This window comes from Terriglobales bacterium, assembly GCA_035487355.1.
In the GTDB taxonomy this organism is placed as follows: Bacteria; Acidobacteriota; Terriglobia; order Terriglobales; family Acidobacteriaceae; genus QIAW01.
On sequence record DATHMF010000008.1, the window covers coordinates 22,948 to 43,970 of the forward strand.

Annotated in this window: 24 protein-coding genes; 16 read left to right on the forward strand and 8 right to left on the reverse strand. The window is 56.5% G+C overall.

Annotated features, from left to right (window positions below):
- Positions 1–42: 42 nt before the first annotated feature.
- Positions 43–2,097 carry a phenylalanine--tRNA ligase subunit beta gene (pheT, locus tag VK738_01785; protein HTD21352.1) on the reverse strand — a complete coding sequence of 685 codons (2,055 nt, stop codon included), beginning with the start codon at positions 2,095–2,097 and terminating at the stop codon, positions 43–45.
- Positions 2,094–3,050, reverse strand: a complete 957-nt coding sequence (gene pheS, locus VK738_01790; GenBank protein HTD21353.1) for a phenylalanine--tRNA ligase subunit alpha — start codon at positions 3,048–3,050, stop codon at positions 2,094–2,096. The genes pheT and pheS overlap by 4 nt, the downstream gene beginning before the upstream one ends.
- 21 nt (positions 3,051–3,071) lie before the next feature.
- Between pheS and VK738_01795 the strand changes: the two genes are divergently transcribed.
- The gene (locus tag VK738_01795; protein ID HTD21354.1) at positions 3,072–3,200 is read left to right on the forward strand and encodes a hypothetical protein; all 129 of its coding nucleotides are present in this window, start codon (positions 3,072–3,074) and stop codon (positions 3,198–3,200) included.
- Positions 3,201–3,511: 311 nt separating this feature from the next.
- On the opposite strand, the gene rplT is transcribed toward VK738_01795, so the two are convergent.
- The 4 genes from rplT to mtaB all read right to left on the reverse strand — a co-directional run bounded on the left by rplT (position 3,512) and on the right by mtaB (position 6,510).
- On the reverse strand, positions 3,512–3,880 hold the full coding sequence (gene rplT / locus VK738_01800) for a 50S ribosomal protein L20 (protein HTD21355.1): 369 nt from the start codon (positions 3,878–3,880) through the stop codon (positions 3,512–3,514).
- 199 nt (positions 3,881–4,079) lie between these two features.
- Positions 4,080–4,274: a 50S ribosomal protein L35 gene (gene rpmI / locus VK738_01805; GenBank protein ID HTD21356.1), complete on the reverse strand. Its 195-nt coding sequence runs from the start codon at positions 4,272–4,274 to the stop codon at positions 4,080–4,082.
- A 140-nt stretch (positions 4,275–4,414) separates the two neighbouring features.
- Complete coding sequence (gene infC / locus VK738_01810; GenBank protein ID HTD21357.1) at positions 4,415–4,963, reverse strand: translation initiation factor IF-3; 549 nt, start codon at positions 4,961–4,963, stop codon at positions 4,415–4,417.
- Between the two features lie 179 nt (positions 4,964–5,142).
- Positions 5,143–6,510, reverse strand: a complete 1,368-nt coding sequence (gene mtaB, locus VK738_01815; GenBank protein ID HTD21358.1) for a tRNA (N(6)-L-threonylcarbamoyladenosine(37)-C(2))-methylthiotransferase MtaB — start codon at positions 6,508–6,510, stop codon at positions 5,143–5,145.
- A 230-nt stretch (positions 6,511–6,740) separates the two neighbouring features.
- Here mtaB and VK738_01820 point away from each other — a divergent pair, with 230 nt between their 5' ends.
- Entirely contained in the window at positions 6,741–7,199 is a 459-nt protein-coding gene (locus tag VK738_01820; protein ID HTD21359.1) for a response regulator, read from the forward strand.
- 84 nt (positions 7,200–7,283) lie between these two features.
- Here the strand turns inward: VK738_01820 and VK738_01825 are convergent, their stop codons facing one another.
- Both VK738_01825 and rpsU read right to left on the reverse strand, forming a co-directional pair.
- Positions 7,284–7,598 (reverse strand): zinc-ribbon domain containing protein, encoded by a 315-nt coding sequence (locus tag VK738_01825; GenBank protein HTD21360.1) that lies wholly within the window; start codon positions 7,596–7,598, stop codon positions 7,284–7,286.
- A gap of 204 nt (positions 7,599–7,802) precedes the next feature.
- Positions 7,803–7,985 carry a 30S ribosomal protein S21 gene (gene rpsU / locus VK738_01830; GenBank protein ID HTD21361.1) on the reverse strand — a complete coding sequence of 61 codons (183 nt, stop codon included), beginning with the start codon at positions 7,983–7,985 and terminating at the stop codon, positions 7,803–7,805.
- Between the two features lie 346 nt (positions 7,986–8,331).
- Between rpsU and VK738_01835 the strand changes: the two genes are divergently transcribed.
- The 14 genes from VK738_01835 to VK738_01900 all read left to right on the forward strand — a co-directional run.
- Positions 8,332–8,865 carry a gamma carbonic anhydrase family protein gene (locus VK738_01835; protein HTD21362.1) on the forward strand — a complete coding sequence of 178 codons (534 nt, stop codon included), beginning with the start codon at positions 8,332–8,334 and terminating at the stop codon, positions 8,863–8,865.
- A 12-nt stretch (positions 8,866–8,877) separates the two neighbouring features.
- On the forward strand, positions 8,878–9,513 hold the full coding sequence (locus VK738_01840) for a DJ-1/PfpI family protein (protein ID HTD21363.1): 636 nt from the start codon (positions 8,878–8,880) through the stop codon (positions 9,511–9,513).
- A complete protein-coding gene (gene hisS, locus VK738_01845; GenBank protein HTD21364.1) occupies positions 9,510–10,796 on the forward strand; it encodes a histidine--tRNA ligase in 1,287 nt (428 codons plus the stop codon). The genes VK738_01840 and hisS overlap by 4 nt, the downstream gene beginning before the upstream one ends.
- Positions 10,797–10,874: 78 nt before the next feature.
- Entirely contained in the window at positions 10,875–11,387 is a 513-nt protein-coding gene (locus VK738_01850) for a hypothetical protein (protein ID HTD21365.1), read from the forward strand.
- Between the two features lie 86 nt (positions 11,388–11,473).
- Positions 11,474–13,288 carry an aspartate--tRNA ligase gene (gene aspS, locus VK738_01855; GenBank protein HTD21366.1) on the forward strand — a complete coding sequence of 605 codons (1,815 nt, stop codon included), beginning with the start codon at positions 11,474–11,476 and terminating at the stop codon, positions 13,286–13,288.
- A gap of 117 nt (positions 13,289–13,405) precedes the next feature.
- Positions 13,406–14,071: a hypothetical protein gene (locus VK738_01860; protein ID HTD21367.1), complete on the forward strand. Its 666-nt coding sequence runs from the start codon at positions 13,406–13,408 to the stop codon at positions 14,069–14,071.
- 12 nt (positions 14,072–14,083) lie between these two features.
- Positions 14,084–14,308, forward strand: coding sequence for a KTSC domain-containing protein (locus VK738_01865; protein ID HTD21368.1), 225 nt, complete (start codon positions 14,084–14,086; stop codon positions 14,306–14,308).
- Positions 14,305–16,332, forward strand: a complete 2,028-nt coding sequence (gene mutL, locus VK738_01870) for a DNA mismatch repair endonuclease MutL (protein ID HTD21369.1) — start codon at positions 14,305–14,307, stop codon at positions 16,330–16,332. Before VK738_01865 ends, mutL begins: the two co-directional genes overlap by 4 nt.
- Before the next feature lie 61 nt (positions 16,333–16,393).
- Positions 16,394–17,266, forward strand: coding sequence for a hypothetical protein (locus VK738_01875; protein HTD21370.1), 873 nt, complete (start codon positions 16,394–16,396; stop codon positions 17,264–17,266).
- Between the two features lie 23 nt (positions 17,267–17,289).
- Positions 17,290–18,018: a (d)CMP kinase gene (gene cmk, locus VK738_01880; GenBank protein ID HTD21371.1), complete on the forward strand. Its 729-nt coding sequence runs from the start codon at positions 17,290–17,292 to the stop codon at positions 18,016–18,018.
- Positions 18,019–18,238: 220 nt separating this feature from the next.
- On the forward strand, positions 18,239–18,886 hold the full coding sequence (locus VK738_01885) for a sigma-70 family RNA polymerase sigma factor (GenBank protein HTD21372.1): 648 nt from the start codon (positions 18,239–18,241) through the stop codon (positions 18,884–18,886).
- A gap of 1 nt (position 18,887) precedes the next feature.
- The gene (locus tag VK738_01890; GenBank protein ID HTD21373.1) at positions 18,888–19,664 is read left to right on the forward strand and encodes a hypothetical protein; all 777 of its coding nucleotides are present in this window, start codon (positions 18,888–18,890) and stop codon (positions 19,662–19,664) included.
- Positions 19,661–20,575 (forward strand): DUF5668 domain-containing protein, encoded by a 915-nt coding sequence (locus VK738_01895; protein HTD21374.1) that lies wholly within the window; start codon positions 19,661–19,663, stop codon positions 20,573–20,575. Before VK738_01890 ends, VK738_01895 begins: the two co-directional genes overlap by 4 nt.
- Positions 20,568–21,023, forward strand: a 456-nt coding sequence (locus tag VK738_01900; protein ID HTD21375.1) for a DUF5668 domain-containing protein, incomplete at its 3' end; no start/stop codon positions are given. The genes VK738_01895 and VK738_01900, both read left to right, overlap by 8 nt.

Genomic DNA, 21,023 nt, shown 5'->3' on the forward strand with positions numbered 1-21,023 from the left:
TTAGCCTTTAGCTCTTAAGGCTTCGAAGTTAGGAGCTAACAGCTAAGAGCTTCTTAAAGATGCTCCGAGCCTCGTCAAACTCTCGATGATCTTTGCCGACCAGGTGGCAACCTCGTCCTCGCGCAAAGTGCGCTCGCTGGATTGGAAGGTGACGCGCAACAGCAGCGAATACTTGCCGGCGGGGATGCCGGCTTTTTCGGCGTCTTTGCCGCGCAGCAGGTCAGCCGGCGCAAAGCTCTGCAATTCCGGGATGCGCAGATTCGCCAGGGCCGAGTGAATCTGGGCATACTCAACCTGCGCGCCAAAGACAAATGAGAAGTCGCGCTCCACGACAGGGAAGCGTGAAAGCGGCCGATATTGCGGACGGCGCAGGGCGTGCTTATATAAGCGGTCGAGGAAAAGCTCGGCAACGTAGAGATCCGGCTTGATCTTGCGGGCGGCGGCAGTCTGCGGGTCAATTTGTCCCAACCGGGCCACAATAGTTCCATCCATCACAGCCCGTGCGGAACGGCCAGGATGGAAATGCTCTCCAACGTTTTGCGCATCAAAACAAAGCGAGTCGTAATCGAAGGCTGCCAGCAGCGTCTCGACATCACCTTTCAGGTCAAAGAAAGAATAGGGACGAGGGGTAATATGCACGCTCCCAGGATTGCTCTTTCCCGTTGCCCCCACACAGATGTGCCTGTACTCTTCGCGTCCAGGGCCAGAGAGCTCGAAAACAGTTCCAGCCTCGAAGAGGCGTACGTTCTCCGAGCCGTGATTCAGGTTATGGGCCAGCATGTCGAGCATGCCGGGCACGAGCGAGGTCCGCATCACAGTGGCCTCTTCATTCAGCGGATTGGCCAGCTCTGCGGCCTTCATCGCAGGCGCGAATTTTTGTGCGTCTGCGGCGCTGATGAAAGTGGGCGAGATGGCCTCGTCGTATCCCAGGGCCAGCAGGGTCGAGCGCAACCGGGTGTCGGCGGCAGCTTCGGGCAATTCCACCACACTACCGACGAACGTGGGCAGGGTATTACGGAAGTTGTTGAAGCCGTAGACGCGGGCGATTTCTTCAATCAAGTCAATCTCGCGCTCCACGTCCAGACGCCAGGTGGGCAGCTCGACCAGGAACTCGTTCTCTGATTTTTTGCTAACCTCAAAACCTAAACGGCCCAGGATGCGGAGGAGGTCTTTTATCGGAATCTCCTGCCCGAGAATGCGCAACACCTCGCTGCGGCGCAACAGAACAGGCCGCCGTAGTATTTTGCGAGCCACCACATCAATCTCGCCGCCAACAAGTTCTCCGCCACCAGACACCAGAATGAGTTCGGCCACGCGCGCGCAGGCAAGCGAAGTTGCGCCAAGATCAGCACCACGCTCGAAACGGTGCGAGGCGTCGGTATGCATGCCGTGGCGGCGCGCCGTCTTGCGGACGCTGGCCGGGTCGAACCATGCTGACTCGATCAGAATGTTTTTAGTCTTCTCGGTGATCATCGAGTCGAAGCCGCCCATTACTCCAGCGAGTGCTACAGGTTTTTTGGCGTCGGCGATGACCAAGTCTTCGGGGTGCAATCTGCGCTCGACGCCGTCGAGCGTCTTCAGACTTTCTCCGGGACGGGCCCGGCGCACGATGATCGTGCCGCCCTCCAGCAGGTCGAGATCAAAGGCGTGCGTAGGATGCCCCATCTCGTGCAGGGTGTAATTGCTGGCGTCCACGGCATTGCTGATGCGGCCGGCATCCAATAGCTCCAGCCGCTCCTGAATTTTCTGCGGCGAAGGTGCGATCTTGATCCCGCGAATAACGCGAGCAGTGTAACGCGCACACCCAGGTGCGTCTTCAATCTTGATGGCGAATTGCGCATCGCCTTTGGCGGCCGACAGTTTGGGCTGTATCGGCTTGAGATCCGCGTTGTAAAGAGCGGAGCACTCGCGGGCCACACCGTAATGATTCATGGCGTCAACGCGGTTGGTGGTGAGGTCCATCTCAAAGATGGTCTTAGCCCCTTCACTGTGGACCGATTCCACCGCAATACCAGCGTGCGTCAGTTCGTTGGCCAATGTGCGGTCGTCGGCTTTGATCTCCACAAATTCGCGCAGCCATGCCGGAGAAACTCTCATGCGAATTGCTCCAGGAAGCGGATATCACCCTGATAGAACAACTGGATGTCATCAATTTCATACATGCACATGGCAATGCGCTCAACGCCCATGCCGAAAGCGAAGCCGCTGATTTTCGCCGGATCATAGCCGTTGCCTTTGACGAACTCGAAGACGTTGGGGTCAACCATGCCGCAGCCCAGCAGTTCGATCCATCCGCCCTGCTTGCAGATGCGGCAACCCTTGCCGCCGCACTTGAAGCAACTGACAGCCACGTCGGCGCTGGGTTCGGTGAAGGGAAAGAACGAAGGGAAGAAGCGCGTCTTCACGTCCGAGCCGAACAGCGCCTTCATGGCGTGATCAAGCGTGCCCTTGAGGTCGCAGAATGTGATGTCGTTATCCACCGCCAGGCCCTCGACCTGATGGAAGACCGGCGAGTGAGTTGCGTCGGCGGTATCGCTGCGATGCACCTTACCAGGGATTACCACGCGCACCGGCGGTGGCTGCCGCTCCATGGTGCGAATCTGGACCGGCGAAGTATGGGTGCGCAGCAGCAGACGCTCGCGCTGGGGCTTGGATTCCTGACCAGCGATGAACAATGTATCCTGCGTGTCGCGCGCAGGATGATTAGGAGGAAAGTTCAGCGACTCGAAGTTGTAGTAGTCGGTTTCGATCTCCGGGCCGGTGCCGACGGAGTAGCCCATCGCGCGGAAGACGTTGACGATGTCGTTCATCGTCTTGATGACCGGGTGCTCGGCGCCCAGCGGACGGCGTGTGCCGGGAAGGGTAACGTCGAGCTTGTCAGCGGAGACCTGCGCTCCGCCCGAAATTCTTTCCTGGGCTTTTTCGATTTGTTGTTCGACAAAAATTTTTAGTTCGTTGACCCACCGCCCAACTTCCCGCTTGGCTTCGTTGGGAGCAGCCTTGAGCCACAGGTCGTTAATCTGGGTGAGAATGCCGTTCTTGCGTGCCATCCAGCGGTCACGGAAGTTCTTATGGTCAGCTTCCGTTTGGACCGCACCTGCTTCCTGCTGCAGCGCAGATTGCAGCTCGGCCGCAGCGCGATCGAGCGCAGCAGCCGAGTAATCTTCGAGTTTGGGAACGGTGTACGTAGCTCACCTTAACTTGCTTCCGAAAATTCAGTCGTCCCCTGCGGGGACTTAGGAATCTTTTTATCCTACCCGCCGTTGAAACGGCGGGCTATTTTCATCCGTCCCGCTTTGCGGGACTGGGTTGTCGCTGCTCGACAAAGCTTCGTAGAGACGTAGCTTGCTACGTCTCTCTGTTTGGTGTGTCCATAAACTATAGGCACACCAAACAGAGACGCAGCGAAGCTGCGTCTCTACCACACGATTTAAAAATTTAACAAAGCATTTTGGATGGCAATGCTTGTGTGGCACAACCGTCCCCGGCTGTGCCCTGCTGCTTCAAGAATCTAAGCCGCCGATGTCCCCAGTGCGCTCTTCGCCTGTTCGGCCAGGCCCTTAAAGCCGGCTGGATCTTTCACTGCGAGATCCGCCAGGATCTTGCGGTCCAGTTCGACTCCGCTCTTTTTCAGGCCGCTGATAAATCGGCTGTAGCTGAGCCCGTGCTGTTTGGCGGCGGCGCCGATGCGCACGATCCAGATGGAGCGGAACTGGCGCTTTTTCTGCTTGCGTCCGGAGTAGGCAAACTTGAGGGCGCGCTCTACAGACTCTTTGGCGGAGCGGTAGAGCTTGGATTTTGTGAGGTAATAACCGCTGGCGCGCTCTAATATCTTTTTGCGGCGCGCGCAGCGCTTGGTTCCACGTTTTACGCGGGGCATGGTGTTTCTCCTTTTTCTACTTCAATTTTCGCGGCTGGAGGCAAGGTATGCCTCTTCACACGCGTAGAGCATTCAGCACTCAGCATTCAGCCAAGACATAGTATCCAAGGCCGAAGCGGGCCGCATAACCGTCAGCATTTACCGAGATTGCCTCTTTAAGCTGAGGCTGAGTGCTGAATGCTGACGGCTGACTGCTTCTTTAATACGGAATCATCCGCTTGATTTTAGGTGCGTCGGCCGGGTCCACCAGCTTGCTCTTATCGTTCTGGCGCTTGCGCTTGGTGGGCTTCGAGGTCAGGATGTGACGCGACATGGCATGCGCGCGCTTGATCTTGCCCGTGGCCGTCTTTTTAAAGCGCTTGGCGGCGCCTTTGTGAGTTTTGAGTTTCGGCATTTTTACTTTCCTTCAAAAATTATTCTTCGCCTCAGCGCACAATTGCGCGCTGCAAGGCGAGCTTGCAACCAATTACTTTCTGCAGCTTATTCTGAAACCAGTTCTGAAAACCAGAAATTCTTCGGAGTCCTTACGGCTTCCTACTGTTGCTGCGGCTGCTGTGGTGCTTGAGGCTTGGGCGGCTTAGGCATCGATTCAGCCTTCTTCGGCGCCAGGATGGCGTGCATGGTGTTGCCTTCCATGCGCGGCGCAAATTCCACCACGGCTTTTTCGCTGACATCACGAATCAGCCGGTCAATCATGTCACGACCCAAATTGCGGTGCGCCATTTCGCGCCCGCGGAAGCGCAGGCTGGCCTTTACCTTGTCGCCCTCGGCCAGGAAGCGCAGCACGTGGTTCTTTTTGGTCTCGTAGTCATGGTCGTCAACGTTGATGCTGAACTTGACTTCCTTGACGGTGATGACCTTCTGCTTCTTCTTGGCCGCCCGTTCCTTTTTCTCTTGCTCGTAAAGGAACTTGCCGTAGTCCATGATCTTGCAGACCGGCGGGACGGCGTTCGGAGAAATTTCAACCAGGTCGAGGCCGCGCTCGCGCGCCTTTTTAATCGCCTCGAAAGGCGGCATGATTCCGAGCTGTCCGCTCTCGTCGTCAATCACTCGCACCTCGCGGGCACGAATGCGTTCGTTCATCCGGATAAATCGCTTATCTATGCAGCCCTCCAGGAATCTGAACTGGAATTTCGATTATAGCAAAGCCGGAGGGAATCTTCTCTCTGTGAGTGGCCTGCGGACATAGTTGCACTCAGCCGGAACAAAAATAAAGTTCACCACAGAGACACCGAGAAAAGCAAGGACTCTGGCCCTGTCGCCTAAAAGAGAGTCGCTTCTCCTCGCAACCCATCTTCCGTCAGCGCCGTAATTCTCGAATCAATCCACTGATTGGCGCCGTGATTCCCGTTCAACCGCAACTTGATGAAATTATCGGTCAAAGCTTCAGTACAGCCTTCGTCTTCGCTGGGGGTGGAGAGCGTGATCGCGCGCAGGCTCGCGCCAAGAAATGACTGGCGGAAGGTTCGATTTTTCTCTGCAATCAGGTCGCGCAAGATCTTGTGACGCTCACGTGCAACATGTGCCGGTACCTGATTAGGCATAGTGGCAGCCGGTGTGCCCGGACGCGCGGAAAAAGTAAAAATGTGCAGATAAGTAAAGGGAAGCGAGGCGATGAACTGCCGGTTTTCTTCAAAAAGTTCGTCGGTCTCTCCGGGGAAGCCCACCATGACGTCTGCGCCAATCGCGGCCATCGAAGACCGCTCACGAATATTTAGCACACGCTCCGCATAGTGCCATGGACGATATTTGCGATGCATCATGCGCAAAGTGCGGTCGCTGCCGGACTGCAGAGGCACATGCGCGTGACGGGCAATGCGGGGGTGCGAGGCCACTAGGTCAATGAGCTCGCTGTTCCAATCCATGGGTTCGACCGAGCTGATGCGAATTTTTTCAATGGCGGTGTGCTCCAGAATGCTGTGCAGCAGCTCTTCAAAATCGCCTTGAGGAGTCAGGTCATGGCCCCAGCGGCCCAGGTTAATGCCAGAGATCACCATCTCGCGGTATCCGGCACGCACCAAAGCCTCTACCTCACGCAGGACTTCTGCCAGCGGCAGCGAGCGGCTGTGCCCGCGCACCGACGGAATGATGCAGAAGGAGCAGCGGTTATCGCATCCGTCTTGCACCTTGAGGTTGGGCCGGGTTCGGGCAGAGCCCGCGGTGGCATCCGTATCGAAGACCGGGGCTGCCAGAAAGTCAGTGTGTGCGAAGATGTCACCCACCAACACCGTAGACTGCAACGTCGGTGAGCACGCAGCAGCAATGGTGCTGTGCGGCTCTAAGGCCTGCAAAGGGAAGAAGTTCTGTCGCGGTGGAGCAATCAGGTCGGCAATCTGGTGTTTATGGGAGTTGCCCACAACCCTGCTCACGCCTTCGAGGGAGGCAATTTCTTCCGGCGCGCGCTGAGCGTAACATCCCGTCACCAGGATTTCACAGCCAGGATTGTCACGATGAATGCGGCGAATGGCGGCGCGGGCATCGGCATCGGCAGCGGCCGTGACCGTGCAGGTGTTGAGCACAACCACCTCAGCTTCTTTAATAGATTCGGCGGCAAACAAGCCTCGCTGTGCGAGGCTGCGCTCAATGGCGGCCCCATCGGCCTGCGTGGCCCGGCATCCGAAATTTTGCACAAAGAACTTTCCCGGCATTACGTTTGATTATAAGGAAATCGGGCGCAAGATATATTTTTGATTTTTCTTAAAATTGTAATGAAACTGGAATGCGCCGGAGTATCATTAGAAGCACTGCAGCTTCGATGTTGCGGCTGTTTTGCCTAGAATTTCCATTTCACAACCAGAGTTGTAATTCCTGCATCACAGTCCAGATCAAGCGCAATTTCATCTTCCTGAGGAGCTTCCCCATGAAACGACGCATTCTCTTAGTTGATGACGAACTGGCAATCCTGCTGACGCTGAAGGCAATCCTGGAAATGAACGGGTTTGAAGTTGAAACTGCCGCCTCGGCGAAAGAAGCTGCTGGTAAACTGCGAGCCCGCGAATTCCACATGGTCATTACCGATATGCGGATGGAAACGGAAACTGCCGGTTACGATGTCATCCGCGCCGCCCGCAAGCAGCGCTACAATCCGGCAACCGCGATTCTTACTGCCTTTCCTGCCCTGGGCAGCGACTGGAAGAATGCCGGTGCGCATTCATTGCTGGTCAAACCGGTGGGAACCGATGATCTATTGCGCCAGATCGAATCCCTGCTGATCCAGCATGAAGACGCCAAGGGCAAGTCGGGACGGGTGCCGGTGAAAGCTGCGGTTGCGGCACAGCAAAAATCCCGCAAAGAGACTTTTGTGCGCAAGGCAGGATAAGGATTCTCGTCAGCCAACGGCGGCGGATTCACACACAGCCACCTTCACACCTGGCCGGCAGAGTTTTGGTGAAGAGAAAAGTTTTTATGCGGTTGCTGCCGCTGTACGCCGCTGCTGGAAGCACTCGCGGCAAAATACCGGACGTCCTTGGGTCGGTTTAAACGGCACCGTGGTTTCCTTGCCGCATCCCGAACAAGTAGCCCGTGTTTCCACCTTCTGATAACCGCCGTGATGGCCTGAACTGGGCCCTGCATGCGACAGGCGCTTGTTCTTGCAAATCTTGCAGCGCTTGGGTTCGTTTTTGAATTGTTTATCGTGAAAGAAAAGTTGTTCTCCGGCTGTAAAAACAAAATCAGCCCCGCAGTCGATGCATTTGAGAGTCTTGTCCTGGAATTCCATGAAAGACCGACCTCCCCCTATGTTCCACCAGCCCTTTTCCTCATGAGAAAAAGCGCCAGTTTCAAAGCTCCCTTGGTTCGGCCCAACGCCGCTCCGAGGAGCTGCGCTTACTACTCAAAATCAATAAATGCGTGACTGCTATGAACTGTCTTTACCGCTGGAAAAAGGGGAAGGCTCGCTTTACATACGGCCTTCCCCGATTTTTTATTCCTGCTCTTTCCGGGCCTTTTTGCGGCTCCGTTTACGAGCGAGAGCTTGTTTCAGACGCTTCTTTTCACCTGGCTTCAGGTAGAAAGAGTGGCGCTTGACTTCTTTAATGATGTCTTCGGTCTGCACCTTGCGCTTGAAGCGGCGGAGGGCATTCTCTAAAGACTCGCCCTCTTGCAATCGAACTTCTGCCAACTAAAACACCCCCAAACTTACCCAGTAGGACAGTCTCAGTTATTGCAATCTTAGAGCCATAAGTCAAGCAGAATCAGCAACGCCAGGATCAAAAAGGGAGACGGCTATCCATCCCCCGAGATGCCCATTTTGGGCAGGAGATGGCCCGGAAAGACCGTTCCTGACAACATCGATTTTTTAAGGCATTTTGACGGTTTTGAAGGCAAGTTTGGAGATGAGCCGCGAAGCGAGAGCGCAAACAAGACTTGTTTTTGGGCTAACGAACATTAGCGGCATTCGGGTTGCGCATGTTATTTTCATAAGTTCGGCTCCTGCCTCACAGTGGATCCATATGATCAGACCATACCAAGGAATCGCTCCCCAGGTTCATCCTTCATGCTATGTGGATGAGTCGGCGCAGCTCATTGGTGACGTGACTTTGGCCGAAAACTCGAGTGTATGGATGAACGCCGTGCTGCGCGGCGATGTTCACTTCATCCGCATTGGGGCCAACTCCAACGTGCAGGATTGCAGCGTACTGCACGGCATGCGCAACAAGCATTCGGTGATCGTCGGCGATTGGGTCACCATCGGTCATTCTGTGACCCTGCACGGATGCACCGTCGGCGACCGCTGCCTCATCGGTATGGGGTCGGTGATTCTGAATAACGCCAGGATCGGCGAAGGCAGCATCATCGCCGCCGGGACCGTGATCCCGGAAAACACCGTGGTCGAGCCCCGCTCGCTGTGGATGGGCGTGCCGGGCAAGTTCAGAAAGTCGCTGGACGAGACCGATCGGGAGATGATTCTGCGCTACGCCAAAAATTATCTTGATTACAAAGAGCAGTATCTGAAGGAATGCAAGGCCTGGGAGCGTAAGGGCTGAAGGGTTAGGTCCATGGAAAAGCAGAAGACAGTCGGGATTCTGATATTCGATCAAGTCGAGGTGCTCGATTTCTGCGGCCCGTTCGAAGTCTTTTCAGTTACGCGGCTCGATGAAAGCAAACGGTTCGAGGAGCCTTCGCCTTTTCAAGTCGTGCTCATCGCCGAGCGCGACCAGCCGGTGGTGACCACGGGCAAGATGCGTGTGTTGCCTGACTACACTTTAGAGAGTTGTCCGCCGCTGGATATCCTGGTTGTCCCCGGTGGCTTGGGAACGCGCCGGGAGATCTCCAATACGAAGCTGCTTGCATGGATCAAGCAACGCGCTCCGCAGGTACAGACCCTGAGTTCGGTTTGCACCGGATCGCTGCTCTTGGCTGAAGCGCATCTTCTGGATGGCCTTCGCGCTACCACCCACTGGGCGTCGCTGGAAATGATGCGTAAACGCTTCCCGCAGGTGAAGGTTGAGAGCGAATTTCACTGGGTGGAAGAGGAAAATGTTATTACTTCTGCAGGCATCTCCGCGGGAATTGACATGGCACTGCGCATCGTCGCCCGCTATTTTGGTGAGAGCGTGGCGCGTACCAGCGCGGAGCGTATGGAATATCCGTATCCGGAGTCGGATGCCCGACGTGTGAGTGTGAGCGCATGATCAAATCAGTTCGTGGAACCCGCGATCTGCTGCCGCCCGAGACGGCGGTGTGGAATTTTGTGGAGGCTGCTGCTCGCGATGTTTTCCGCATCTACAACTTTCACGAAATCCGTACGCCGATTATCGAAGACCTGCAGCTTTTTAAACGCTCGGTGGGGGAAGAGACCGATATTGTCTCCAAAGAGATGTTTGCCTGGGAGGACCGCGCCCGCGCGGAGAGCGAAAAAGGGCAGTGGCTGGCCCTGCGTCCGGAAAATACCGCCGGTGTTGTGCGCGCTTACATTGAGCACAAGATGTGGGAGCGGCCCGGCTTACAAAAGCTGTTTTACATCGGCCCGCAGTTTCGCCGCGAGCGCCCGCAGAAGGGAAGATATCGCCAGTTCTACCAGATTGGCGCCGAGGTCATTGGTCCTACCGCTGCCGGAAGTGAGTCGCCTGCTGTAGATGCCGAAGTCCTTGAGATGCTGGTTACGCTGCTTGATCGCGTGGGCATTAGCGGATGGGAGCTGCAACTCAACTCCGTAGGCGACGCCAATTGCCGGCCCAAGTATTTTGCCGCGCTACAAGAGGCTCTACGCGATGTGGTGAAAAACATGTGCAGCGATTGCCAGCGGCGCGCCGAAACCAACCCTCTGCGGGTCTTTGACTGCAAGGTGCCTGAAGACCAGCCCATCATCGAAAAGCTGCCGCGCATGAGTGACTACCTGGATGAAAGTTGCCGCACGCACTTCCAGGCAGTGCAGGATATCCTGCGCTCTCTCGAAGTCCCGTTTGTGCTCAACAGCCGCCTGGTGCGCGGGCTTGATTACTACACGCGTACGGCATTCGAGTTCACGCACGGCGCACTGGGAGCGCAAAACGCAATCTTGGGCGGCGGCCGCTATGACGGCCTCTCGGAGAACCTGGGCGGCCCGCCCGCGCCAGGCATTGGCTTTGCCATTGGCGAAGACCGCTTTGTGATGGCCATTCAGGAGTCGGCGGAAGCGGTATCGTCCAAGCCGGATGTTTACATCGCTCCCTTGGGTGCAGGCATGGACCGCGAGGCCGCCCGGCTGGCCCGCGAGTTGCGCCAGCATGATGTGATTGTCGAGCTGGGGAATGAAAGCTTCCGTCTGAAGAAATCGCTCGAAACCGCCAGCAAGATCGGCGCACGCTTTGCCCTGATCGTAGGAGAGAATGAAATTAAAGCCAACGAGTTTGCGCTTAAGAATCTCGCTACCGGTGAACAGATCACAGTTCCTCGTGCAGGTCTGGCCACAAAAATTCAATCTGTACGCGGATAGAATAGAGGACGGAAGTTTGTTTGTGCCGTAAACTGGCTCGAATCTATCTTTTTTGTTTGCGACCCCTGCGGAGGGTATATGTCTCGAAAGCGGCTATTTTTCTTTTTGATCGCTGTTTTAGGCGCACTCGTTCTGCTGACAACAAGTTGTTCCAAATCGGGTCCTAACTCAGCTTCGACCAACTCGGCGAACCTGCGGCCGGCGGGTCCTCCCAAGCCGTGCTCTCTGATTACACAGGAGGAGGTAGAAACCGCCTTGGGCAAAGGGGCCAGCATGAACTCCGGCACCAACCCGCGCACAGGAATAGAGGAATGCAGCCTGAAGCCGGTTAATGCAACCGATCTGGATCAGCTTATTATCGTCGTCCACGAAACCACCCCGGAGAGTTGGGAGAAGCTGAAGAAAAACTACATGCGGGACCAAAGCGTGAAACCGATTCCCGGTCTTGGCGATGACGCAATCAATGTAGACAAGTATGGCGTCTGGGTGCGCAAAGGCAACCTGTATTTGCAGATTTTTGGCGCAATCAATAGCCAGCGAGACGAAAAAGCCGAGCTTTACCTTGCAGAGAGAGCTGTCTCGCATTTATAGGTTGAGCCCAGACGGAGCCGCATCCCCGACCTTATATAATCTCTAATTCCGCCTCCCAGCGGATATTTCCTGTACAGGACAAACGCTTGCAACTGGACTTTTTAGGCGATCTTCAACGTACACATACCTGCGGGGCATTGCGCGCCGCAGATGCTGACAAGGAAGTTGTGCTCATGGGTTGGGTCAACCGCCGCCGCGACCTGGGCAACCTCATCTTCATTGATATCCGCGACCGTAGCGGTGTGAGCCAGGTGGTCTTTAACCACGAGGCCAACGCTGCGCTGCACGAGAAGGCGTCCGGGCTGCGCTCGGAGTACGTCATTGCGGTGCTGGGCAAAGTGAAGCAGCGCGATCCCAGCACCTACAACAAAAATATCCCTACCGGTGAAGTCGAAGTTGTGGCGCGCGAGCTTCGCCTGTTGAACGAATCCAAGGTTCTGCCTTTTCTTCCCGGCGAGCCCGATGCGGCCCAATTACCTAACGAAGAGGTCCGCCTGAAGTACCGCTATCTCGACCTGCGCCGCACGCCCATGCAAGCCAACATCGAGTTGCGGCACAAGGTCGCGCTGGCCATCCGCAATCATCTGGCCGGGCTGGGTTTTTACGAAATCGAGACGCCGTTTATGACGCGCTCCACGCCTGAGGGCGCGCGCGACTATCTGGTGCCCAGCCGGGTCTATCCCGGGTCGTTCTATGCGCTGCCGCAATCGCCGCAGTTGTTTAAGCAGATCCTGATGATCTCGGGCTTCGACAAATATTTCCAGATCGTGCGCTGCTTCCGTGACGAAGACCTGCGCGCCGACCGCCAACCCGAGTTCACCCAGATTGACCTGGAGATGACCTTCCCGCAGCAGGAACGCGTCTTCGAAGTTGTAGAAGGATTCTTGAAGGCCGCTTTTAAGGCTGCGGGCATTGACCTGCCCACGCCTTTCCAGCGCATGACCTATGACGAGGCTATCCGCCTCTACGGCATTGATAAGCCCGACCTGCGCCTGCCTGCCATGACCGATGTAAAGCAATGCTTCACGCCGGAGATGATGCAGACGCTCGATATTGCAGACGAATTGCCGGTCGTGGCCATTCGCATCCCATCGGTGGGCGAGCTTTCGCGCAAAGACCGTGAGACGGCGCGCGAAAAGCTTTGGGGCGGACACGTGAATCTCCATCTATTCGACGACCTGAAGCGGCTCGATAAGTCGTTTGCAGGTGTTGAAGAAAAACTGCGCTCCGCAGCGAAGGGTTCTTCCGGTGATCTTGTTGTCGTGGTTGCCGGTAGAAAGTCCGCTGTTCAGGAACTCAGCACTGCTGGCGTGCTGAAGACCGCCGGAGCATTTCGCCTGCGGCTGGCAGAAGAATACGCCGACCGCCACAAGGCGTTTGCCGGTGATCTCAAAGACCCCAAGTCCTATCATCTGCTGTGGGTCACCGATTTCCCCATGTTTGAGTGGGAGGAGGAAAGCCAGCGCTGGATGCCGGCGCATCATCCCTTTACCTCGCCGCACGAGCGCGACATGGAAAAAGTTCTGGCGCATAAGGATCTCGGTTCGGTGCGCGCCCTGGCCTACGACGTTGTCATGAACGGCACCGAGCTGGGCTCGGGCTCCATCCGTATTCACCGCCAGGACGTACAGAAGCAAATCTTCAGTGCGCTGGGCATGAGCGAGGAAGAGGCCAAATCACGCTTCGGCTTTTTCCTTGAAGCGCTGGAGTACGGCACGCCTCCGCACGGGGGGATCGCACTGGGCTTGGATCGCATAGTCATGATTCTGGCCGGAGCCGAGAGTTTGCGTGAAGTTATCCCATTCCCAAAAACAGCCAAGGCGGTAGACATGATGGTGGACGCGCCTACTCCGGTCAGCGATGCGCAGTTACGAGAGCTGGGGATCAAGGTGAAAAACTGAACCTTGCTTATTTTCCTCATTCGGCGGTTGCTGCAGCACCTGCAGCCGAATAAGACGGCAAAGATTTCTCTTGTCTGTTACTCATGCATCGTTGTCCCCTGCATGATCATAGACAGGATGCGCCTCGGAATATTGATAACTGCAACTTTCTCCCTGATGTTTCTATTGTTAGGTTTTTTGGCATTCCCGGCGCGTATGCCTGAATTCCAATTCAACCTTCCCGGGCGGGAAGGAGATGCCCCGGAAGAGGATCAAGTTACAAGCCTTTCTAATCTTCGGATCGAGGCCAGCGCATTTCCACAGTATTTTCATGGAGAGGTGCTGGTGCGAAGCTGGTCTCTCGTAGCAGCCTTGTGGTTGGTGTCGCTTGCGGCGGTGATTCTGCTGCTCTCTCCAATTTCATTTGAAAAACTGCTGAGATCAGATCTTGGGTTTTGGTCGTTAGTGCTTCCGGTGATGGGCGGAGCCATACTTTTAGGTTCCGCTGCGACCTGGTGTCATGAACGATGGTTCCTGCGGCGAGCGCTATTAACTCTTGGTCTTGTACAAAGCATCACGGCGACTGCCAACGGCCGGCTGCTGATTCGTTATGAGTTCCTTGACCAAAGCCGCGAACGCAGAGGTGGAATGGAGTACGATCTGAGCGGCCATCAACCAGAGCCGCTGGTGTTCGTGCTGTACAGTAGCCGTAACCCAGACAAGAACCGTTCTGCACGTGGATTATTTTTCCATAGGTTTGACATTAAAAAACAAGGGTCTACGCTGAAAACAACTGAAACATAGGCTACATGCCGCATGAAACGCCTGCCCATAGACTCCCGCGCCATCCGCTCTGCGGCATACGATACAGAGCTGCTGATTCTTGAAATCGAATTCACCAACGGGAGCATTTACCACTACTACCGCGTGCCGCCTGCAACCTATCAGCAATTCTGTGACGCCGATTCCAAGGGAACCTTTGTCAATCAAAGCATCAAGCCCAATTTCGAATACCGGGAAATCCGCAAGCCTGCTCGTTGAAACAATCGCCACTGGTTTCCTCAGCGTTTACAATCAATCACAAGATGGCGCGCATTCATGTTCTGCCTGAGCACGTTGCCAACAAGATTGCCGCAGGTGAAGTGGTGGAACGCCCGGCCTCGGTGGTCAAGGAGTTGCTCGAGAACTCGCTCGATGCCGGCGCGCGCCGCATCAAGGTGCAGGTTGAGGCGGGCGGCAGAAAGCTGATTCAGATCACCGACGACGGCTGCGGCATGGTACGCGACGATGCCTTGCTGGCCTTTGAACGCCATGCCACCTCCAAGATCAAGAATGCTGACGATTTGTTGAATATTGCGACCCTCGGCTTCCGCGGCGAGGCGCTGCCTTCCATCGCCTCAGTGTCGCGGCTGCTGCTGGAAACCCGCGCCGCCGATGAGAGCAGCGGAACGCTCATTGAAATTAACGGTGGCAAGATGCAGCGCGTGGAAGATGCCGGACTGCCATCCGGTACCACCATCACCGTCCGCGATCTGTTCTTCAACATTCCAGCCCGCCGTAAATTTCTGAAAGCCGAGTCCACCGAGCTCTCGCATATTGCCTCGCTGGTCACGCACTATGCGCTGGCGCATCCCGAGATGCACTTTGAATTGCATTCCATGTCGAATGCCATGCTGGTGGCGCCGCCGGTTGCCGGGCACTCTGAGCGGGTCTTTCAGGTTTTTGGGAAAGAGATTCTCGATCAGCTTATCCCGGTTTCGGCAGAGCTACGGCTGGAGCATGTTGGCCTGCCCCAACCTCCGCCCTGGAAGCGCGACGAAGATTATCAGGCGCCCGTTCCAGGGGAGCTTAAGTTGCATGGATTTGTAAGCAAACCTGAGGTTCAGAAGCTCAATCGCAATTCGATTTTTATTTTTGTGAATCGGCGGTTGATTCGTGACCGCGTGGTGCAGCACGCTATCACCGAGGCCTACCGCAACGTTATCCCGCCGACGGTTTTTCCTGTAGTTCTGCTCTTCCTGGAGCTGCCCGGCGAAGAGGTGGATGTGAACGTGCATCCTTCCAAGACCGAGGTCCGCTTCCGGCAGGGTTCGACCGTGCATGATTTTATACGCGACTCGCTGCGGGCGGCCCTGATGCAGGCCCGGCCTGTGCCGCAGTTCACGCGCGAGATTCATACCCAGCCAACGGCACGCCAGGCGCTTACGCAGGGTATTGCTCCTGCCGGTTCAGAATCGGACCTCGCCGCGAATGCCGAGACCGCCCAGAGCAGCGATTTTGTCTTACAAGCGCCCACTCTGCCACCGCGCAATGAGAGTTTTTCATTTCAAGAAGGGATCTCGATTGACGCCAATGCGGCAGCGTCAATGTTGGCGCCTGGACCGGCGGGGCTGGTTTTGGAGACGCGCAACGGATCTTCATGGTGTAGCGGTATTGCTGTTACAGAGAGAGAAGTCGCGCCGGGCCAGAACGAAGGGCCTATTGCTCTGGGGAATCTCAAGCCCCTGGGCCAGATTCGTGATTCGTTTATCATTGCCGCCGATCCCAGCGGTCTGTGGATTATTGACCAGCACGTCGCGCACGAGCGCGTGCTCTTTGAGCGCATCCTGCGGCAGCGGGAGACGCGGCACGTGGAGAGCCAGCGCCTGCTGATGCCGCTGATTGTGGAGCTTACTGCAGGCCAGCAGGCGGTTTTTGCCGAGATCAGCGATGAACTTCGGCGCAACGGATTTGAAGTCGAGCCTTTCGGCGCAGGGACAATCGCCGTGAAGGCTGCGCCCGGCGGGATTGATCCTGCCGACGTCGAGCGCCTGCTGCACGAGCTGCTTGATCACTTGGAAAAAGAGGATCAATCCATCAATTTGGAAAAGTTGCGCGGCGAAATTGCGGCTTCCATCGCCTGCCACGCTGCCATCAAAGTGAACATGCCCCTGGAGCACTCCAAGATGGAGTGGCTCATCTCTGAATTGAGCAAGACACAGTGTCCTATGTCTTGTCCACACGGACGTCCGGTAGTACTGCGGTATTCTGTAAGGGACATCCAAAAGGCATTCAAAAGGATTTAGGGTAGAGACGTAGCTTGCTACGTCTCCTGATTAACCGGCAACTGAGAACCGAGAACTACTAATGACTGAAGTCGAAATCCAAGAGCAACGCCGAAGCAAGTGGCGCATTGGGCGTCCTGCTCGCACGCTGGAAGATGCTGCTGAATTCGTGAATTCGGTAGGGCTCTGTCTTGTGCACCCGGTCCGCCCCCCGCTCTTGGCGCCGACGTTTTTGGGGGCATACACCGGCAGCGACCAGGATTTGCCGACTGCGCAGCAGGCATACAAAGATCCCCGCGTGGCCGAAGCGCGCGAACTGATGGTGCGTCTTTTGCGCCAGCGCCTGGCCTATGAGGTCAACATTGCGGGTGAGGGAACTCTCTTGCTTTCGGCGCAGACCTTCCCCTATTTTTATGCGCTGGTGGGCGACCGCAATCCCAGGAAAGATTTGAAAGACGATGCTGCCGGGCGGAGTAATTCTCCGCTGACCCAGGATGCCTTCATGGTAATTCAGCGCGAGGGGCCGATTTCCTGGCGTCGGCTGGGAGAGGTTCTGGGCGGCGCTCCTTCAGAGGCGGCGCTCGATCGCTCGCTGATGGAGCTATGGTCGCGCCTGCGCATTACCCGCGTGGATTACCGCCCCGAAGAGGGTGTTCTGTGGGACGTCCTCTATCGCTGGTCGCCGGATGCGGTGAAAGAAGGAATACAGCTTTCGGTGGCAGAAGGTCTTTCGGCATTGCTTTCCAAATACTTGGATGCGGTGGTTGCCGCCGAGCAGGGTGAGATCGAAGCTTTTTTCCAGCCGCTGGTGGCCCGCTCCCGCGTGAAGGAGGCCATCCATGCCCTTCTGGCTGCTCGGCAATTCAGCTTTGTGCAGACTGGCCGGCGAACCTTGATCCAGAACACGCCTCCGGTGGAGCCGCGCCAGCAGCGCAATTTGGTGCGAAGCCGTTAAACTATAGGGCTGCCCATTTTCCCATGAGCGTCAAAAAACTTATCATCGCGATTGATGGCCCCGCCGGTGCGGGCAAGAGCACCATCGCCTCTAGACTCGCCCGCCAGTTGGGATACGTGAATATTGAGACCGGCGCTATGTACCGCGCGCTGGCTTTGAAAGCTGTCGAGTCGGATGTGGGCTTCGACGAAGGGCCCGAACTGGTCGCATTGGCCCAGAAGTCGCATATTGATCTGGAGCCTACCCTTGATGGCAACCGCGTGCTGCTGGATGGCCAGGATGTTACACGGCGAATACGCGAGCGTGATGTTACTGAGGCGGCCTCGCAGGTTTCGATTCATCCCGGCGTGCGGGAGTGGATGGTAAGCCGCCAGCGCGAGATGGGCCTGGCCGGCGGAGTGGTGATGGAAGGCCGCGATATCGGCACAAAAGTCTTTCCCGATGCCGCCGTAAAGATTTTTCTTGATGCGGCACCTGAGGTCCGTGGCGAAAGACGCTTTCGCCAGCAAGGGCCGGTGGCCTCTCCTGCACCTTCGGCAGTTCCGACTGAAGCTGCGCAAAAAAAAGCGGCCGCGGTGGTTGCCGAGATGCGCGAGCGGGATGAGCGCGACCGCTCCCGCGCCAACTCTCCCCTGGTCCCCGCTCCTGACGCCGTGATCATTGATTCCACCAATCTCACCATCGAGCAAGTAATGGAGCAAGTGGACCGCATCATCGCAGAAAAGCTGCGTGTCTCGGCGGGGTCCAACTAGGGTTAGAGATGTAGCATGCTGCGTCTCCGCAGTTGGTGTCACCCCTCCCGGGGCATTGGTTTTCTCTGTGCCTCTGTGGTGAATCTTAAGCGGGCTCAACTTGCTACAATCCTTTGGAATCAGGAACAATCCGTCAGGATTTTTCGTATTACAAGCTGGGGTGGCTAGTTTCGCGCCAATCCGAGTAATACGGGCGCCTGCAGTTCGGGCGAACTCAGAGGTGCAGGAGACGAGGCTGGCTGTACCGACTCAATCTTCGAGTGCGGGGGGGCACGATGAGCAGCAACAATCCGCTGCCCTGCTCCGCCGTTGTCTCGCCGGCGATGCCGCCGCCTGGGCGGAAATTGTGCAACTCCATAGCCGCAGAATCTATAACATCTGTTATCGTTTCACCGGCTCTTACGAGGATGCTCAGGATATCGCCCAGGAAGTCTTCATCAAGATTTACCGGACTCTGAAGACCTATGACGGGACTAGGGGAGCGTTTACGACCTGGATTACGACCGTGACCCGCAACCTCCTGGTAGATCATTACCGCTCCCGCAAGAGCGACCGGCTTACCGATTCGCTGGAAGCTGCTCCCTCCGGCAATGAGGAGGCACCGACCCTGGGCGAGAGGCTGCAGGATTCGACCCCCAGTCCGGAGTCGCACATGCGGCGCAAAGACACGCAAAAGGTGGTGCAGCAGGGGCTGGCTAAGCTCTCACCCGAGCTGCGCGAGGCGGTAATCTTGCGTGACCTCGAGGAGCTGGACTACCGAGAAATAGCCGCTGTTTTAAAGGTTCCTGAGGGGACCGTGAAATCCAGGATTAATCGCGGGCGCACGGAACTTGGGCGCCTTTTACAACGTACATATAAGCAGGTATAGGATGAACCAAAACCAGCAATACGGCATGCAATGCGCAGAATTCGAAGCTCTGCTGACCGAGGCCGTGGAAGGCTCGCTCGAGGAAGGTCATATGCAGAACTTCCGGGCACATGCAGGCACATGTGTCATCTGCGCGTCTTCATTCGCCGAGGCCACGGCAGGGTATCAGTGGGTGCGGTCGCTCGACCCGGAAGAACCACCGGTCCATTTGATCCACAACATTCTCGTGGCCACGACCGGCGTCGAGCCGGCCTCGACTCCAGCTCAGGTCCGGGTATCGCAATCCTGGACCCAGCGGCTGCAGGCATGGCTGCGCCCCGTGGTGAGGCCTATGCTGCAGCCACGCTTCGGCGCAACCTTCGCCATGGCGTTTTTCTCCATTGCTTTAATGCTGAATCTGGCAGGGGTTGACTTCACTCATATGGATTTGCGTCCCGGTGCCCTCCGCAGCCAGGCCGAGCACAGTTATTACGCAACCAAGACCCGCGTAGTGAGGTATTACGACAGCATGCGCTTTGTCTATGAGCTGCAGGCCCGCATGCGCGAGCTCCGGAGCATGCTGCCCGAGGAAAACATCCAGCCGGAACCGCAGCAGCGCCAGGACCAGGAAAAAGACAAGAAAGAAAAGAACAATAAGGACATCAGTGTGCAACCCGACCCTAAGCAGGAAGAAGAAAATCAAGCCCAGCAGGGCAGCAATGCCGTGCTGGCGTCTTACACGCCCCATCTTTTGCGCTCCCCCTATTTCTTAATGCAACGAAACAGGAGGACAGCATGAACTGCGCCATCCATCAACAGACTCCAGCCGTAGCCTACTGCCGCACCTGCGGCAAACCGCTCTGCGAAAGCTGCAAACGCGAGGTGCACGGCATCATCTACTGCGAGGATTGCCTTGCCTCTCGTGTGCAAAGCGCGCCAGCCGCGACTGGGGTCGTGAATCCCAATGCTCCTCATCCGGGTGTTGCTTTTGTTCTGGGCTTCATTCCCGGCGTGGGGGCAATGTATTGCGGCGAGTTCATGAGGGCATTCATTCACGTTGCGGTCTTTGCCACTCTGATCGTCGCTACCAGCGAAGTCAACGGTCTGTTCGGGATCCTGATTGGCTTCTGGTGCTTTTACATGATCTTCGATTCCTACCAGATCGCCAAGGCCAAGCAGGAAGGCCGGCCGATACAGGATATCTTTGGTTTCGGAGCACCTTCTTCTTCTTCCGCCCCGGCCCCAGCGTTTTCCGCTCCGCCGCTGATTGATGCAACCCGAAGCCGAAACATGCCCATAGGCCCCATTGTGCTGATTGGGCTGGGCGTTCTGTTTCTGTTGCATACCATGGGAGTGCCCCTTTTCCATCATTTCGGAAAGCTGTGGCCCGTAGTCCTGATAGGAATTGGCGGATGGCTCATCTGGCAACGAACCCAAAGAGCCGCTTGCCGCTGCGTTGCTTGCACCGCGGTCTCCCTTATGGGGCCGACAATCCTGGTTACGATTGGCGTAATGGGCATGTTGTCTGAATTTACTCCCGTCGGTTGGAAAGAGAGCTGGCCACTTATTCTGATTGTGGTCGGAGTGTTGAAATTCCTCCAGATCACCGGTTCGCGCGCGGGACACATTCCATACGGCGCTCCTTCGGTTCCACCGCCGCCCGGCAGCCCGGCTACGTCTTCCTCAGAAAACGAGGTCACCCATGGCTAGCGAACCTGTTCCCGGCATTCCTTCACGCCGCCGCAGCTTTGCCGGCCCCATAGTTCTGATTTCGCTCGGCGTGATCTTTCTTCTGGGAAACATGCGAGTCATCACCTGGCCCAGCTTGGGAATCTGGTTTGCCCATTACTGGCCGCTGCTGCTGATTCTTTGGGGCCTCATCAAGCTGGTTGAACATACGATGGCTCGCCGCCAGGGTTACCAGGCTCCCAGTATTGGGTTCGGAGGAGGCTTTCTGGTCTTTATGATCATCGCCTGCGGACTTATGGCTTCCTGGATGGGAGGGTGGGACTGGACTAAAATCGGGCAAACCGTAGACGGTTTCAACATTCCCTGGGGCAACAAATACGACTATTCCAACGAAATTGATCGGGCCGTCGCCTCGCATGGGGTTTTCACTTTGGCCCTGCAACGCGGTTCGATCACGGTATTGCCTTCG

Excerpts from the sequence above, each read along its gene's own strand:
- pheS (HTD21353.1), bottom strand. The coding sequence starts at position 3,050 with ATGGCACGCAAGAACGGCATTCTCACCCAGATTAACGACCTGTGGCTC.
- infC (HTD21357.1), bottom strand. The coding sequence starts at position 4,963 with ATGAACGAACGCATTCGTGCCCGCGAGGTGCGAGTGATTGACGACGAG.
- VK738_01865 (HTD21368.1), top strand. The coding sequence starts at position 14,084 with ATGAAACGCCTGCCCATAGACTCCCGCGCCATCCGCTCTGCGGCATAC.
- rplT (HTD21355.1), bottom strand. The coding sequence starts at position 3,880 with ATGCCCCGCGTAAAACGTGGAACCAAGCGCTGCGCGCGCCGCAAAAAG.
- hisS (HTD21364.1), top strand. The coding sequence starts at position 9,510 with ATGATCAAATCAGTTCGTGGAACCCGCGATCTGCTGCCGCCCGAGACG.
- VK738_01890 (HTD21373.1), top strand. The coding sequence starts at position 18,888 with ATGAACCAAAACCAGCAATACGGCATGCAATGCGCAGAATTCGAAGCT.
- VK738_01860 (HTD21367.1), top strand. The coding sequence starts at position 13,406 with ATGCGCCTCGGAATATTGATAACTGCAACTTTCTCCCTGATGTTTCTA.
- VK738_01825 (HTD21360.1), bottom strand. The coding sequence starts at position 7,598 with ATGGAATTCCAGGACAAGACTCTCAAATGCATCGACTGCGGGGCTGAT.
- VK738_01850 (HTD21365.1), top strand. The coding sequence starts at position 10,875 with ATGTCTCGAAAGCGGCTATTTTTCTTTTTGATCGCTGTTTTAGGCGCA.
- VK738_01795 (HTD21354.1), top strand. The coding sequence starts at position 3,072 with ATGGTCAGCTTCCGTTTGGACCGCACCTGCTTCCTGCTGCAGCGCAGA.
- VK738_01875 (HTD21370.1), top strand. The coding sequence starts at position 16,394 with ATGACTGAAGTCGAAATCCAAGAGCAACGCCGAAGCAAGTGGCGCATT.
- VK738_01895 (HTD21374.1), top strand. The coding sequence starts at position 19,661 with ATGAACTGCGCCATCCATCAACAGACTCCAGCCGTAGCCTACTGCCGC.
- rpmI (HTD21356.1), bottom strand. The coding sequence starts at position 4,274 with ATGCCGAAACTCAAAACTCACAAAGGCGCCGCCAAGCGCTTTAAAAAG.
- VK738_01840 (HTD21363.1), top strand. The coding sequence starts at position 8,878 with ATGGAAAAGCAGAAGACAGTCGGGATTCTGATATTCGATCAAGTCGAG.
- VK738_01835 (HTD21362.1), top strand. The coding sequence starts at position 8,332 with ATGATCAGACCATACCAAGGAATCGCTCCCCAGGTTCATCCTTCATGC.
- pheT (HTD21352.1), bottom strand. The coding sequence starts at position 2,097 with ATGAGAGTTTCTCCGGCATGGCTGCGCGAATTTGTGGAGATCAAAGCC.
- VK738_01820 (HTD21359.1), top strand. The coding sequence starts at position 6,741 with ATGAAACGACGCATTCTCTTAGTTGATGACGAACTGGCAATCCTGCTG.
- cmk (HTD21371.1), top strand. The coding sequence starts at position 17,290 with ATGAGCGTCAAAAAACTTATCATCGCGATTGATGGCCCCGCCGGTGCG.